The 15,444-nt window shown below is 53.8% G+C and carries 13 protein-coding genes; 9 read left to right on the top strand and 4 right to left on the bottom strand.

Features of this window, described 5'->3' with window-relative positions; translation table 11 throughout:
- Positions 1–7 precede the first annotated feature (7 nt).
- Positions 8–778, top strand: a complete 771-nt coding sequence (locus ACY1JZ_RS01900; RefSeq protein ID WP_462627829.1) for a prolipoprotein diacylglyceryl transferase — start codon at positions 8–10, stop codon at positions 776–778.
- A gap of 29 nt (positions 779–807) precedes the next feature.
- Here the strand turns inward: ACY1JZ_RS01900 and ACY1JZ_RS01895 are convergent, their stop codons facing one another.
- Positions 808–1,836: a C45 family autoproteolytic acyltransferase/hydrolase gene (locus ACY1JZ_RS01895; protein ID WP_462627828.1), complete on the bottom strand. Its 1,029-nt coding sequence runs from the start codon at positions 1,834–1,836 to the stop codon at positions 808–810.
- A gap of 112 nt (positions 1,837–1,948) precedes the next feature.
- Between ACY1JZ_RS01895 and ACY1JZ_RS01890 the strand changes: the two genes are divergently transcribed.
- Positions 1,949–2,791: a helix-turn-helix domain-containing protein gene (locus ACY1JZ_RS01890; RefSeq protein WP_462627827.1), complete on the top strand. Its 843-nt coding sequence runs from the start codon at positions 1,949–1,951 to the stop codon at positions 2,789–2,791.
- Between the two features lie 3 nt (positions 2,792–2,794).
- On the opposite strand, the gene ACY1JZ_RS01885 is transcribed toward ACY1JZ_RS01890, so the two are convergent.
- Positions 2,795–2,977 carry a carbon storage regulator gene (locus ACY1JZ_RS01885; protein WP_462627826.1) on the bottom strand — a complete coding sequence of 61 codons (183 nt, stop codon included), beginning with the start codon at positions 2,975–2,977 and terminating at the stop codon, positions 2,795–2,797.
- Between the two features lie 528 nt (positions 2,978–3,505).
- Between ACY1JZ_RS01885 and ACY1JZ_RS01880 the strand changes: the two genes are divergently transcribed.
- Both ACY1JZ_RS01880 and ACY1JZ_RS01875 read left to right on the top strand, forming a co-directional pair.
- Positions 3,506–4,075 carry a DUF4879 domain-containing protein gene (locus ACY1JZ_RS01880; protein WP_462627825.1) on the top strand — a complete coding sequence of 190 codons (570 nt, stop codon included), beginning with the start codon at positions 3,506–3,508 and terminating at the stop codon, positions 4,073–4,075.
- A 75-nt stretch (positions 4,076–4,150) separates the two neighbouring features.
- The gene (locus ACY1JZ_RS01875) at positions 4,151–4,651 is read left to right on the top strand and encodes a hypothetical protein (RefSeq protein ID WP_462627824.1); all 501 of its coding nucleotides are present in this window, start codon (positions 4,151–4,153) and stop codon (positions 4,649–4,651) included.
- Between the two features lie 199 nt (positions 4,652–4,850).
- On the opposite strand, the gene ACY1JZ_RS01870 is transcribed toward ACY1JZ_RS01875, so the two are convergent.
- Positions 4,851–6,713, bottom strand: a complete 1,863-nt coding sequence (locus tag ACY1JZ_RS01870; protein WP_462627823.1) for an IucA/IucC family protein — start codon at positions 6,711–6,713, stop codon at positions 4,851–4,853.
- A 21-nt stretch (positions 6,714–6,734) separates the two neighbouring features.
- Positions 6,735–7,988, bottom strand: coding sequence for an MFS transporter (locus tag ACY1JZ_RS01865; RefSeq protein WP_462627822.1), 1,254 nt, complete (start codon positions 7,986–7,988; stop codon positions 6,735–6,737).
- Between the two features lie 233 nt (positions 7,989–8,221).
- Between ACY1JZ_RS01865 and sbnA the strand changes: the two genes are divergently transcribed.
- Genes sbnA through ACY1JZ_RS01840 form a run of 5 tightly spaced genes read left to right on the top strand, consistent with a single transcriptional unit; the run spans position 8,222 to position 15,395 of the window.
- Positions 8,222–9,235: a 2,3-diaminopropionate biosynthesis protein SbnA gene (gene sbnA, locus ACY1JZ_RS01860; RefSeq protein ID WP_462627821.1), complete on the top strand. Its 1,014-nt coding sequence runs from the start codon at positions 8,222–8,224 to the stop codon at positions 9,233–9,235.
- A 24-nt stretch (positions 9,236–9,259) separates the two neighbouring features.
- The gene (gene sbnB / locus ACY1JZ_RS01855) at positions 9,260–10,279 is read left to right on the top strand and encodes a 2,3-diaminopropionate biosynthesis protein SbnB (protein ID WP_462627820.1); all 1,020 of its coding nucleotides are present in this window, start codon (positions 9,260–9,262) and stop codon (positions 10,277–10,279) included.
- Complete coding sequence (locus ACY1JZ_RS01850) at positions 10,270–11,508, top strand: type III PLP-dependent enzyme (RefSeq protein WP_462627819.1); 1,239 nt, start codon at positions 10,270–10,272, stop codon at positions 11,506–11,508. The genes sbnB and ACY1JZ_RS01850 overlap by 10 nt, the downstream gene beginning before the upstream one ends.
- Before the next feature lie 60 nt (positions 11,509–11,568).
- Complete coding sequence (locus tag ACY1JZ_RS01845; protein WP_462627818.1) at positions 11,569–13,404, top strand: IucA/IucC family protein; 1,836 nt, start codon at positions 11,569–11,571, stop codon at positions 13,402–13,404.
- A complete protein-coding gene (locus ACY1JZ_RS01840; protein WP_462627817.1) occupies positions 13,401–15,395 on the top strand; it encodes an IucA/IucC family protein in 1,995 nt (664 codons plus the stop codon). Before ACY1JZ_RS01845 ends, ACY1JZ_RS01840 begins: the two co-directional genes overlap by 4 nt.
- Positions 15,396–15,444: the final 49 nt, after the last annotated feature.

The following is a 15,444-nucleotide window of genomic DNA, read 5'->3' as shown; positions in this document are numbered from 1 at the left end:
ATAAACTATGTATAATGAGCTGTTCAAGATCGGGTCAGTAGTCATTTATGGGTATGGATTAATGATCGCGCTTGGTATTCTATTTGCTTACCGGCTCGTTGATTACCGAGCCACCAAACGCCAGTTCGAAATGTCTCATGTTTTCTCTCTGACCGCTTGGGGCCTGGTAGGTGGGTTTGCTGGGGCAAAGCTATTGTATTGGATGACCGATATCCAACATATTATGAGTAATCCGGGTAGCCTTCTGAACCTTTCTAACGGGTTTGTTGTTTACGGCGGAATTATCGGCGGAATCGGGGCTGGTTTAATTTATTGCAGGATGAAGAAAATAAATTTCCTGAAGCACCTGGACCTATTTGTCCCCTCTCTTGCGTTAGCGCAAGGGTTTGGAAGAATTGGCTGTCTGCTCGCAGGCTGCTGTTATGGCGAAGAAGCACACGGCTGGTTTGGTATTACATTTCACCACTCCGAGATTGCTCCGAATGATGTCCCACTAGTACCTACACAAATCATGGAGAGTGTGTTTAGCTTTGGTCTTTGCCTTGTTTTGATTCTTTTGGCCAAAAGAGTGAATAAAGACGGACTCGTTGCCGCCGCCTATCTCATCCTTTACAGTCTGGGCAGATTTGTTATTGAGTTTTATAGAGGGGATATTATTCGAGGCCAAGTCGGAGTGCTTTCGACCTCACAATTCATCGCACTGATGGTTGTTCTAGCGACCAGTCTCCTTGTTTTCCTCTCCAGATACCAGAACCGGTTGACCGGCAAAAATGTATAAACAGAAATTGCCGCCGGGATTTATCGGTCTTAGATATTCCTGTGGCGTAAAGCCCAGTGTAATCGTGTATCTTCATGAAACCTTGCTTTCTTCGGGTTGCCTTCCGCCCGGAGAATAGTCAGGTCGTTCGGTTGGACGACCAAAGACCAGAGGGTATCAAATTGAAGCGCCTTGTTATACTGACAAACAAATCCGCATCTGCCTGACAGAATATCCTGCGCAAATTGCAATGGATCTTGAGCTTGTGCCAACCGCTCTGCGAGTGCATGTTGAACAGTATGATGTCGCGTTTGGGTTGCGTACCAGTCTGGTTCAGGACGTTCATCCAGTGCCGTCATACGAGAATCTATAAATTGATTTGTAGCGACAATAAACGGCTGGCCAGGTTCGGGTTTGCGAACTACGATGCCTTGAGCACAACATTCTACCACCGCCATAGCTCCACTTCGATCGGCAAGAATGATGTTTTGCGCCGTGCTTAACGGCAGCTCCTGCAGCAGGTGAATACCTTCTTGAACGTTTCGGGCTTTCTCTAACAAATAACGTACAACCATAAGGAAGTTTAATCCCGGCTGGGTCTTTCCAGATGCGACGAAGGTCATTCCGACAGCAAGCCCGTGTTCGTTCAACCCGTCTTCCTTCCCAATGAGGGCATCGCCTTGACCAACGAATGTATACCCGGATGCTGGTCGGTACAAGCAGCTCTCAGTGGTACTTTTAAACTGTGTGAACATGTCATGATTACGGGCAAAGATGATATCTTCTCCCGCCTGGAAGCAGAAGCAAGTACATCCATAGGCCTCTCCAAAGGACCCGAGCTGAAGCAAAAAAGCAGCAAAGGTGTCATAGGATATCCGCAAGCCGTCAGCCATTCCGCGAATTTCCTCGGTTATTTCAGGGTAGACGGACGCACAGATTGCCTCCGACTCAAGTCCAGATCGAAGCTGGTTCTCGTCAAGCGCGAGGAGCCCGTCGAACCGGACTCCATTCTTATACAGTAGATTTCCATAATGATTTCCCATCTCATAGTGACTGCCTTGCAGGCGCGGGTGGTACATCTTCAACACTCCCCTTTATCATGATGTCTTCATCATATAAGGAGAGTAATCTATTTTCTTGATAAATAATGCTATGATATAGGAATCAGGCATGTCAGATGGAGGAATCACTATGGAGTATATAGATGCGATCATGTCAGCCGTGCAGTATATCGAGAACCATCTTACTCATAAAGTAAGAGTTGCAGATATTGCAAAACATGTTGGATACTCCAGCTACCATTTTCAAAGACTGTTCCATCAGGTGACGGCTCAGACGGTCGGCCAATATGTGATTGCCCGCAAATTGACGGAGGCAGGGAAGCTCCTGCGCGAAGGACAGCTTCGAGTAGTGGATGTTTCCTATCAGTTCGGGTTCGAGTCGCATGAGGCCTTCAGTAGGGCATTCAAAGCACGGTTTTCCGTTAATCCGCACCACTGGAAGCAGAAATCTTCGTTTGTACCGCCCAATCTGTTTAAGGAGAAGCTAAGGGAAGATTATCTGATCCATCTTCAACATCTGGAACCTGAAAATATAGAACAGGTTCAACTGAACGGATTGGAAATTCGCGGTTACCAATCAACGGATAGCTCGGTGAGTAACATCTATGAATGCTGGAATCGATTAGATCAGGTATGCCTGGATTCGAGCGCTTCAAGATATGGAATCATTCAATATCCTTTCGTCATGGAGGGGGACGCTTCCTTTACCTATACAGCCGCGGTAGAACAGGACGTGATCAGGGCTGCAGACGATCAAGTAACACTACGAATCAGGTCTGGGAAATTCCAGGTGTTCTGGCACAAAGGGGACGTAGAAGCATTGCCCCTTACGTACCGCTATATTTACGGAACCTGGCTGGTTAAGCACAAGGTTACGCTGGCTGGCGGTTTTGATTTTGAGTACTATAGCGGGCGAGCAGAGGAGGCTAAGCAGGCCGATATAAAAATTTATATTCCGCTCTATGAGGGGTAAAGATCATTCGCCGTAAGATGGGTTACGGCGAGTCCTGCCGCTAAGCACTTCTCCGCGAACAATAGAGATATCCTCTGGGGCTTCAATAGCCAAGCGTAAGTGTCCCCCCTCACTTTTAATTACCTTGATGATGATTTTTTCGTTGATTACTACGTATTGTCCGGGTTTTCTTCCAACGACCAGCATCAGAATCTCTCCTTTTTAGCGGCTGTGATTGTTCATCGTTCTTCTTCCTTGTATATTATCATGGTAGATTCGCTTATAATTGAAACTCAAAGAAAACTTTAAGTTGGCATTCGAGAATCATGGGGTTCACGAAGAACTTGACTTCTACTGATAAGCTAGTTTACTATATATTTATATAAATGGAATAAATTATAAATCTATTCCAGAGCATTTTTATGCTGTAGCATGTTCGCAAGTTTTCAATGCGAGTAGCCGAGGGGGAACTGCTATTGCATCAATAGTGGTGGCTATCCCCCGCGCGAGCTTGTGCACAGGTTCTAATCTCCATTAGCAGGCATTCAATTTACATAGACTTTCTACTTCATAGAGCCTTCTAGCCTGTCGCGTTCTCCCTCCTTATTGCTGCAAGAGAGGAAGAACCATCATCTACGGAGAGGAGGGGAATTGACTTTAAGTTGCAGGCGGATTTATGTTGTCGTAACGCATGTTCTTGGTAATCGGATACCCATAACAAGAAAGGTGGAAGGAATGGCTATGAAAAAATTGGCTAGTTTTGCCCTTGTTCTTGTTCTAGCTCTTTCGTTTCATGTGGCTGTCTTCGCAGAAGGTGGTGCGACGCAAGCTACTCCGTTGACTAAGGAAGAAGTTATTCATTCCAAGGCGTTCCTTGAAGCTGTGGAGGCGGCTAAGGCTGAATTTGAATCGCAGAAGGCTAATACTACGGGGGAGTCTATTCTACGGGCACCTGCCCCTAAGGTTTCTCATATTAATGTATACGCAGTCGTCTCTCCTAATGGCGGACAAGAGATCTACGGCTTCAATAACAACCCGCTCTCCACTACCTATGATCACGGAGGGAATTGGATTCAGTGTATTACGTTCCAGATCGGCTATGATAGCTCTCACTTCGGTACACTCGCTGGCAGTGCAATGACGAACAACTGGACAGAGGGCATTGATCTGGATGGTGATCGCACGATAGATGCCTGGGCTCATTCCTGGCTTTATGAAGCCCCGAGCACAGGAGGGCAATTTGTTGGTACGGTCTACTCTATTAATATTCCAACACAGTGGACCGCCTGGATTAATGTTCGTTAACTACTAGGTGCCTTATGCGAGGAACATTGCAACACATTCTACGATGATGCACGCTATGCATAGAAAGGATGTAACATGAATATTGGAGGAATTGGCTATTCTGGTTCTGGCTTTAACCTAAGGCATACGGGGATGAAGGCCAGAGGCTCATCTGCTTCGGATACCAATTCGACCGTACCTAAATTTGATAGGTCAGCTCCTTCGGCTACTAACCATGGTGCGAATACATTGGCTCAGGCAGCCTTGAGGAATGCATCGCAGGAAGTCCGGGATGCATGGAATGCAACAGAGGAAAAAAGCAGCGGGTTCAATCCCTTAACCGATGCGGATGGCAAAATTGTAGGCTCCTCCTTGTTGGCGAGATACATGGAGATGGAATACAGCCTGATGCTTCGTTATGGGGCTAAGGAGGCTCGTATGCGCATGGACAATGTGTTTGCAGACAAAGAATCTGCCAGGACTCTAATCCGTGCGGCCTTGGAACGCGCCAATAATCCATTAACAGGCGCTAAGGGCTCTGCCCAGTTGGAATCAGAGAAGCATTTTTTAGCGTCCTTTTTAGCGCATCTGGATTGACGGACACGATTGGAGCAGGATCAGGCGCGGGGTATACACCCCGCGCCTTTTCTAGCCGTCTACGCTTGTTCCGCGGAAAAACATTGGAGAGCGGGAGCAGCCGCCAAGCTGGAGCAGCATAGTGCACCGGGAACAGCAAGGACGGGTACATTAGGTAGGGGCCCGTCCTTCGATGCTGTTGGCCGCAACACTTGCCGGTTTAATTCGTCATACGGATCGGATTAGGAATATCGACATATAATGGCGTCTCTCCGCGTTGATGAAATCGACTGAGCAGATTGGCCTTGGCCGGCAGGGTGGGCGTATCTAACAGATCGCTAACTATCGATAGGAGACGATCCGCCTTGCGGGTCTGCTCACGGGGCTTGAGCAGGGTCTCCTCACGAAGCCTTATCAGTGTCTCCCGTAGGATGCCCCAGAAGGGCTGCTCGGATCGGGAGGTATAATAGGCTAGCCGCTGCACCACATGACTCAGATGATTGACGAAGAAATAATATTTCAATCGGTGGCGCGCCTGCTCCTCTGCATACAGGACAGGGCTGTCGTCCTGAACGATGCTGCCCACCCATCCCTGCTCCTCTGCCAGAGAGCGATCCACGCTGATGCCCTCCAGATCGCGAACGAAGAATACAGCCGGCATGCCATCGAGCAGAGACAGCATGGCGTTCTGTACATGGGCCTCCAGGCTAATCCCGAATGCCGCATACCATTGCAGGATCGGAACCATAGATAGCTCCACATACTGACGGAACCATGCCAGCCAATCCATCTGCCCATCCCCATCTTCCTTGTCTGAGCGCCCCTGCAAGCTCTCGCGAACCGCCCGGAACAGCAGCGGCTCGGCCTCGCCGGGAAGCACCTCCATTAATGAAGCTACGACATAAGGCGCGCCCCCAGTGGAGCTACATGCTTCGGGCGCCTCGCGTACAATCATGGAAAATCCGGAGATAAGCTGAGCCTGAGTAGCCGGGTTCGCACCTGGAGCTTGCAGTGTCCGATACCCCTTCTCCAGCAGGATCTGAAATGAATGGGTCGTTCCCATATCCTGGACGGCGGCGACGATCCTGGAGGCATCCAGTGTGCGGAGCAACTGCTCCTCGGTGTTCTCACGAATGAAGTTGGTGATGCGGATGTGCAGGGAAAGCTTATAGAAGCACCCCTCCCTAGGATTCCACACCGTCCTCACGGAGGAAGTCGGGTATACATATGGGCCGATGCTTCCCAGATCGATCAGCCGTTCTTGTTGAAGCAAGAGCTGGACGGCATCCAGACCGAGCAGATAGGCGGCCTGCCACGGATGACAGGGAAGCAGCAGGTAATGCTTGCGCTCCGCTGTCAGCATGCGATGGGCGGCTTCCGCCATCTCGGCTGGAACCCAGGGCGCCGCTGCATCGCCGTCTGTCCCATCCAGCCAATCCTCCATAACCAGCTCAGGAGCAGCAGCGAAGCAACGGAGCCTGAAGCCGACTCCATATTCTGGCGAATAAGCCCGGGAGTCTGCGGCGCTGAAGCCTTCGAGGCTTTTGGGTGTAGGATGAAACGGATGCCCGCACAGCAACGCCTGCTCCGCATACCTGAAGCTCATAGCCAGAGGCGGCCCAGCCTGTATGGCATGCTCAAGGTAGGACGTCATATGCGTCAGACTGTTATACACCATCTGCTCTAGCTCCGCCCTCTTGTCCGCCTGACTTGCAGACTGCAGTTCCGCAGATGAAATCTCCTCCAGCAGCAGGGAGGCTGCCTGCTCGAAGGAGAGTGGATGCCACTCACTAGGCTGCTGATGCCAGATGTCCGACGTGTACAGCTTGTCGCCATATACATGATGCCCGGCTGCGGAGCAGTGAAGCAGGGAGCCATAGAGCTTCTGGCCTGTCGCAGGGAGATCGATCGCCAGGGTAATGTCAGGAAGCTGGGGAAGGCTGACAGCGGGGCTATGCTGTCCTGTCTCGCGAAGATAGGCGTTCAGCATCCGGCTCAGCATCTCCCTACGTGCCAGCAGGGCAGGAGCGCCTTCCTGGCGTTGCGGCTCCGATCGTGTGGCGATCACTTGTTCATTACTCATCATTACTCATCCTTTCACCATTTATTGAAGCGGCAGCCGTATGGCCTCCTGTCTATCGCGAACGGAGCCCCGGGGGACAGTCAGGGCGGCGACAAGCATGACCAGACCCATAATAAGAAATACAGCCGGGATGCTCCAGAGGCCCCCGATCCATACGCCCAGCGAAGGCCCAGTCAGTTGACCGACCATGAGCAGGCTGTTGGTGGCGCCGATGCGGACGCCGCGATCCTGCTCTGTCGAGGATTGAAGCACATTCAGCATGACGGTTTGCAGGAGGGCGCTGTAAAAAAATCCTTGCAGAAAACGTATAGCTGCCAGCCAGACGATGCCAAGCGGAAGCAAGTGCGCGAGCAGGCACAGTCCACAGAGCAGGCCAGCCAGCCTGAGATTGCGTTCGGAAGCATGGCGGTCATTGCGCTTCCCCCACCAGGAGGCTCCCACCAACTCCCCGAAGGAGGACATCGCCAGCAGAAAACCAGCTACGAGCGCTGCGGTGGAAGCAGAGTTGAGCTCACGGATAAACGGCGTAAACATGGTGAACGTTGCAAAATCAACCAGCTTGAACAGGATGCCTGCCATGACCAGCCGTCTGGTGAGCGCGTGCGAGAGAAGCGAGCGGAAGGCTTCGAGCACACCGCCTCGCCCGCTCGTTGTCTGCCTCGCAGCCGTCTTCCGGGTAACGGGCGCGACCTTCTTTGTTGCTTCACCCCCCAGTGCAAAGGATGCCAGCAAGGCAAACCCCATCGTCAGGGACGCGGTAATAAATAGCAAAGGTCGGCTTCCCCAGGTCTGGACGCAGATGCTTCCCAGCAACGGGCCTACCAGCAGCCCGGCAGCCGATGCCCGCTCAAGCTGGCCAAGGGCTCGTCCCTGCTGACGTGCCGGCGCATGGGAGCCAACAAAGGCACTGCTTGCATCGGATATGCCTCCGAAGGCGCCCTGGCAGAGACGGAACAAGAAGAACTGGAAGGGAGTCTGGGCGGCTCCCATCAGAAGCATGCTGAGAGATAGCCCAACCAAGGCACGAATGACCATCCATTTGCGGCTCCACCGATCGCCGATTTTGCCCCAGAAGGGGGTGAGAAGGGCATAGGACAGTGCTGGAGCGGAAACGGACAGGCCTGTCCACATCAGTACCTCCGCGGAAGTTCCCACGTTCATCTGTTCCATGTAATACGGGATAAAAGGGCTGATCCCGGTCAGCCCTGCGCTGGATAAAAAACGTCCGCCCGACAGGATGCGAATGCTCTGGTTCCAGGCTGTCTGAGACATCATGTGATGGCTTCACCAACCTTGATCTGGAAAATAGAAGTCAATTTCCAAAAAATCTTATCAATAATGATTCTCATTGTCAACAACAAAAACATGCAAAATTTCTCAAAAGTTTTTAGCGGTTGACAGGAAAAAAAAGGGTACCCATAATAGGGGCTGCATCATATTAACAATGATTATCATTATCACAGAATAGGTTCAGGTGAAAAATTTACCCAGAAGGCTGGTGTGAAATTATGGAACGAAGTGCCCTTCAATGGAATCATCCATCGCTCAAAATTGCCAATTCCATCCTTGACTGTATCGGTCAGACCCCATTGGTTCGATTGAATTCGTTGTTTGGAGCAAAGGGAGCGGCTGTCTATGCCAAGCTGGAGATGATGAATCCCGGCGGCAGTATGAAGGATCGGCCGGCAAGATATATTATCGAGCAGGGCTTGCGAGATGGAACAATCAAGCCCCATACCCATCTGATTGAGAGCACCTCAGGGAATCTGGGGATCGGCCTCGCGCTTGCAGCCAAGAGGTATGGGCTGAAGTTCACCTGTGTAGTCGATCCCAAAATTACATCAACGAATCTGAGGCTGATCACGTATCTCGGGGCCCATGTAGATATGGTAACTGAAGCGGATGAGCACGGGAGTTATCTGCAATCCCGCATTCGCCGGGTCCAGGAGCTGGCAAGCGCCGACCCGGCGGGCTACTGGATCAATCAGTATGCCAATCCGCTGAACTGGCAGGCTCATTATCACGGGGCAGGCCAGGAGATCGTCGAACAAATGAATGGCCAGATCGATGTTCTGGTGTGTGCGGTCAGTACGACAGGCAGCATTCTCGGCATAGCCCGGAGGGTGAAGGAAGCCAATCCGCGAGCGAGAATCGTGGCGGTGGATGCAGTCGGCTCCGTCATTTTCGGCACGAAATCCAGGCAGCGGGAGCTGCCGGGCATCGGGGCTAATCGGGTACCGGAGCTGTTCAACCCAGCCGAAATCGACCAGGTCATTCATATCGACGATCGGGAGTCGGTGCTCGGATGCCGCAAGCTGCTGGAGCGGGAAGGGATCTTCGCGGGCGGTTCATCGGGCTCGCTGGTAGCTGCATTGGAGAAGCTGGTGCCTACGCTGCCGCCTTCAGCCAAGGTGGTGACTATTCTCCCGGATCGTGGGGAGCGTTACCTGGACAGCGTATATAACGAAGAGTGGGTCAATCAATTGCCGCCAAGCCAGGAAGAAATTACGATTGCAAATTAACAGATAGGGGAGAGATTAAGAACCATGAATACCGCTGAGGAGCACAGTCTGTTGTATCTAAGCAAGCAGGATATTATCGATCTGCAAGGACTCCAATCCGAGCCCTATGTCAGAGCGGTTAGCCGGGCGCTGGAGCTTCATGCCCGAGGAGACATTGTTCAACCACTCAAGCCGTATCTCCGAGTGAATGAAGCGACGGGGCATATCGCCGACCGAATCATAGCGATGCCGGCTTATGTGGGCGGGGATGTGGCGATCAGCGGACTGAAGTGGATTGGCAGCAAGCATGATAATCCGCATCAGCGTCAAAAGGAACGGGCGAGCGCGCTTATTATATTGAATGACCCGCAGAGCAATTATCCGATCGCCGTCATGGAGGGCAGCATCATTAGCGGCATGCGAACGGCAGCTGTGACTGTCATCGGCGCACGGTACCTGGCGAAGGAGGGCTTCCGCTCTGTCAGTGTCATTGGCTGCGGAGTGATTGCCAGGATGCAGCTCATCTCGCTGCTGGAGCAGTTCGACTCCATTCAGACCATCCATTTGTTCGACCTGAATACAGGGGCGGCGCGCGCGCTTGCCGACGAGCTCCATTCCTTGTTCGACGAGGTCGAGCTTCACGTATCCGAGTCTGCCGAGCAGGCTGTTCGTCAGGCGGAGGTGCTCGTGACGGCAACGGTGGCATCGGCGCCGCATATTCCGTATGCCTGGTTGTCCAAGGGGACGTTTGTGAGCAATATCTCGATTATGGACCTGCACAAGGATGTGTTTATTCGGGCGGACAAGGTTGTAGTGGATGACTGGGAGCAATCGAACCGGGAGAAGAAGATTATTAACCAACTGGTGCTGGAGGGTCAATTCTCCCGCGAGCAGCTCCATGCAGAGCTGGGAGAGATTGTGATTGGCGCGAGGCCAGGTCGGGAGCATGAGGACGAAATCATCGTGCTGAATCCGATGGGCATGGCGATTGAGGACATCTCCAGCGCAGCCGAGATGTATAACAGAGCAGTCGCGCAAGGGAAGGGCACGCGGCTATGGCTATAGAATCTGAGCTGAAGCAAGCGAGTCCCTCTCTGAAGCTTGAGCAAATCACGGCTTATGTTCGCGAGCTGAAGCGGCAGGAGGCCGATCCGGTCTGTGCTTACATCCGCGATATGAACGCGCTCGTGGAGCATGTTCGGCAGCGTGTACAGTCCATGCCGCCCGCAAGCAAGTTATTTTATGCCATTAAGGCCAATTCGGAGGAGGAGGTGCTGAAGGCACTCGCCCCGGTGGTGAATGGTTTTGAGGTGGCTTCGCTTGGTGAAATAGCCAAGGTGCGCCGGGTGTCGACCGATATTCCGATTCTCTTTGGCGGGCCTGGCAAGACCGAGGCGGAGCTGCGGGGCGCCATAGAGCACAGGGTGAAGCTCATTCATGTGGAAAGTCTTCATGAGCTGAACAAGCTCAATGAGATTGCTGCCGGGAAGGGAACGGTCGTGTCCGTACTGCTGCGCGTCAATCTGAAGGGCCCTCTGCCCCAGGCCACCCTGGCGATGGGAGGGCGTCCAACCCAATTCGGGATAGAGGAAGCCTCGCTCCCACAGGTGATGGAGCAGGCCGCGCGGCTGCCTCATATTCAGATAGAAGGCTTCCATTTCCACTCGCTCTCCAACAATCTGGACGCGGGGCAGCATGTGAAGCTTGTGGAATATTACTGCCGGATTGCCCGGGAGTGGGCACAGCGTTATTCCTTTCCCTTGCGGTACTTGAATGCTGGCGGCGGAATCGGGGTGAACTATGCAGACCTGGAGCAACAGTTCGACTGGCCTGTCTTTAGTAATGGATTGGCTGCGGTGCTCAGCAGGGAGCTGCTGCCGGAGACGACCCTGCTGTTGGAATGCGGTCGCTATCTGACGGCGTCCAGCGGTTATTATGCGACAGAGGTGCTGGATGTTAAGGTGAACCATGGTCAAGCTTATGTGATTGTGCGCGGCGGCACGCATCATTTCAGACTGCCTGTTTCGTGGAATCATAGTCATCCGTTCGAGGTCGTTCAGATGGAGGACTGGCCGTGTGCCTATGACAGACCCGGGGTGAAGGGGGAAGCCTATACCGTTGTCGGTCAACTGTGTACGCCTAAGGACGTCCTGGCAAGCGGGGGCGCTTCTGGCGATGACGAGGTTCGAGTGGGAGACATTCTAGTATTTCAGTACGCAGGAGCGTATGGCTGGGCGATCTCGCATCATGACTTTTTGAGTCACCCGCATCCCAAGCATGTGTACTTGCCGTAACGTGCCAACGCGCCTGCATTCAGGGTGCGAATGTGTGAACATCATTTAGGGAGGTGTCGTATGAACGGGGGAGCAGCACGGCTGACCAGATCAGAGGAATGGGTTCAGGTACGGCGGCGCATTTTCAGGCAGTTGATCGAATCCTTGCTGTACGAAGGAATCATTAAGGAGCCTAACGTGGCGCTACAGGCAGAAGCAGAATACGCGCTGCAAGGCAGCACAGAAGAGGGGGGGCAGGTACAGTATGTTTTCCGGGCTGTTCGCAAGGAAAGCTTCGGCCGGATTCGGTTGACGCATCAGCCTGTGATGCGAATCAGTGGGGAGGGGCGCAAGGAGGCAGACTCCATCCCCTGCTTTCTAATGGAGATTGCCGCATTGATCGGCGCTTCCACCACGTTGCTCCTACGGTTTGCGGAGGAGCTTCAGCAGACGCTGCTGAAGGACACCCAATCCGCCAGGTGGGCCCGGGAACGTCCTGATCCTGGGAACCGGGATTATGACGAGTGGGAAACGGCTCTGATAGAGGGACATCCGTATCATCCTTGCTACAAATCGAGAATAGGCTTCACACTGGAGGACAATCTGGCGTATGGACCGGAGTTCGGCCCCGAATTCAAGCTGGTCTGGCTGGCTATTCGCCGCGATGCGGTAGTCTTGTCGCTCTCTGACTCTCTGCCTGCCTATGCGGAGTTTTTGCAGGTGGAGCTGAGGCAGGAGATGGACAGGCTGGAGTCGGTACTTCGCGAGCTCGCCCCCCACGTCAAGCCGGAAGGCTATGCCTTCGTTCCGGTGCATCCGTGGCAATGGGAGCGTGTCGTGTCCGTAGCCTGTCTGGATCAGATGGTGTCAGGCGAGATCGTCTATCTTGGGCAGGCAGGGGACACCTATCGTCCCCAGCAGTCCATCCGCACCCTGACGAATGTGAGTCACCCGCACAAGCCGTATGTCAAGCTGCCGATGAATATCGTGAATACCTCCTCGGGAAGGATCCTGGCGCAGCATACGATTCAAAACGCGGCGCGCATCTCGGATTGGCTGGGGCGGATCGTGGAGGAGGATACCTTGCTTGGCGGGGAGCTTGGTCTGATCGTGCTGAAGGAGATGGCGGGCATATCGTATCATCACCAGAAGCTGCCTGATATGCTGGAAACCCAATTATATGGATCGCTTGGCGCCATATGGCGGGAGAGCCTCCATCCGAGATTGGCTGAGGATGACACAGCTTGGCCATTTAACGCCTTATGCCAGCTAAACCGTCAGGAGCAGCCCGTCATTGCAGCGTGGGTACAAAGGTACGGCTTGGAGAATTGGGCTCGGCAACTGCTGCATGTGACAGCCGTCCCGCTGCTGCATCTGCTCTATGTTCATGGCGTCGGGCTGGAATCGCATGCACAGAATATGATTCTCGTCATGAAGGAGGGCTGGCCTACGCGAATTGCGCTCAAGGATTTCCACGATGGCGTCCGGTACTGTCCCGCGATTCCGCATCCGCTGGGCTATCCCGACATCGAGTATCCTCCGGCCAATCATCAGGGAGTCAACCGGAACTCGTTTATTGAGAAGCAAGACCCGACAGAAGTCAGGGATTTTCTGCTGGATGCGCTGCTGTTCATCCATTTGACGGAGCTCGCATGGTTCATGGAGAAGCACTTCGGCCTGAGCGAGCAGGCATGGTGGCGTATGCTGGCTGAGGTCATCTTGAATTATCAGGAACGCTTCCCGGAGCAGCGGGCGAGCTATGAACGGTTTGATGTATTTGCACCCGTCATCGAGGTGGAGCAGTTGACCCGGCGGCGTCTTCATGAGGTGGCCGCGGATTGTGTGCATCGGGTGAGCAATCCGTTGCACGCCTACCGGAGGGTGCAGCAGGATGAATTACGAGGAGTGAGGATATGAATACAGCGGCATCGTGGCGGCATTCACAGCCATGTGCATCCGACAGCGGGCAATTGGCGGCTGAAGTGCAGCAGCAGGAGCAGCAGCGAATGCTGTACACCGCGGCGCTAACTTCAGATCATTACGTGCACGCGCGTAGACGCATCTTCAGGCAACTGGTGGCGTCCCTGCTGTACGAAGGGGTAATCGAAGCGGAAGTGGAAGTGGAAGCGGGAGCGGGAGTGGGAGCTTCATCGGATGAGATACATGGACGACCTGTTCAATGGCGCATCCCTGGGCAGGGCTCGGCGGGCGAGAGGGTTGTCTACATCTGCAAGGGAAGCCGGCATCTGACCTTTGGACGTCTGCGGTTGAACGAGGAGCCGGTGATGCGAAGAGCAGGCAAGAGACCCGGCGAGGAAGCGGCAGGCGCTGGGCAGACCTCTGCGGATGAAGAGGAGCAGGAGGCGACCTCGCTCTCGCTGTTCCTGCTGGAGGTATGTCAGGGAATCGGGGCGGACGAGGGGAAGCTGCTGCATTTTGCCCGGGAGCTGGAGCAGACGCTGATCAATGATACGCTGGCCCGGTATGCCCGGGCCTCCCGGCAGACGTCGGAGCTTATGGAGGATGAGGATTGGGAGCAGGCCACCATCGAGGGGCATCCCTATCATCCGAGCTACAAATCCCGAATAGGCTTTCGCGTGGAGGATCAACTGGAGTATGGACCGGAATTCGGGGAAGCGATCCGGCCGTTATGGATAGCCGTCCATAAGGACAAGGTACGTATCCGCCATTCGTTCCAATACGAAGGCTCTATTGCAGGAGAGAGCGGGCATGGGGCGCAATGGGGGGAGGAGCTGGCCACACGCCTCGTCCATACCCTTGAAGCTGCTGGCGTCGATGCGGCGGCGTATGTGCTACTGCCCGTTCATCCCTGGCAGTGGCGAACCATCGTGACCGCTACGCTGGCGGAGGAGCTGAGGAACGGCAGCCTGATTCCTCTGGGCGTCTCCGATCACATCTATACCGCTCAACAGTCGATTCGCACCCTGGCCAATCGTTCACGACCGGAGCTTCCTTCGTTGAAGCTCTCGCTGAGTATCGTCAATACGTCCACGAGCAGGGTGATTGCCCCGCATACGGTACAGAATGCCCCGATCATTACGGACTGGCTGAAAGGCATCGTCACGCGGGACGTTTACTTGAGGGACGAGCTGCGCGTCATTATGCTCGGAGAGATCGCCGGCGCGGCGTATGACAACAGCGAGCTGCCCGAGCCGCTTAGGCCGCAAGTCTACGGCGCCTTGTCCTGCATCTGGCGAGAGAGTGTATTCCCTCTGCTGGAGCCGGGCGAGTCGGTTATTCCGTTCAACACGCTGACTACGCTGGATCCGTCAGGGCATCCGGTTATTGCGCCATGGGTTCATACCTATGGAGCGGAGCGATGGCTCTCTCAGCTACTGGAAACATCGGTGCTGCCGCTCATCCATTGGCTGTTCGCCCATGGCATTGCCCTGGAGTCTCATGCACAGAATATGCTGCTCATTCACCGGGAGGGCAGGCCGGAACGCATCGCGCTGAAGGATTTCCATGACGGCATCCGATTCATGAGCGAGCTGCTGGCTGAACCGGAACGTTGCCCGGAGCTGGTGGATGTGCCGGAGTACCACCGCAGAGTGAACCGCAATTCATTTGTGGTAGCAAGTGAACCGACAGAGGTTCGCGATTTCATGCATGATGCTTTTTTCTTTATTAATCTGGGGGAGCTGGCTTTGTTTATGCAGGCGCATTATGGAATTGCGGAGCTGGATTTCTGGCAACACGTTCGTGAGATTATTGAGCGCTATCAGCAGCGATTCCCTCAGCATCAGGAGCGCTATAGCCAGTTCTCCCTGTTCGAATCGGAGATTGGCATCGAGCAGTTGACGAAGCGGAGAATGTATCCGGATGATGAGCTGAGAATCCAGCAGGTTCCCAATCCGCTTGCACGTGTAGCCGCAGGACATCGATAAGAGCGTTTGGCCTAGTGACTGCTGACGTTATCGCAATAGGTAATGGAGG

It is taken from the genome of Paenibacillus sp. J5, from assembly GCF_054955055.1.
This window is presented reverse-complemented; position numbering and strand designations above follow the sequence as displayed.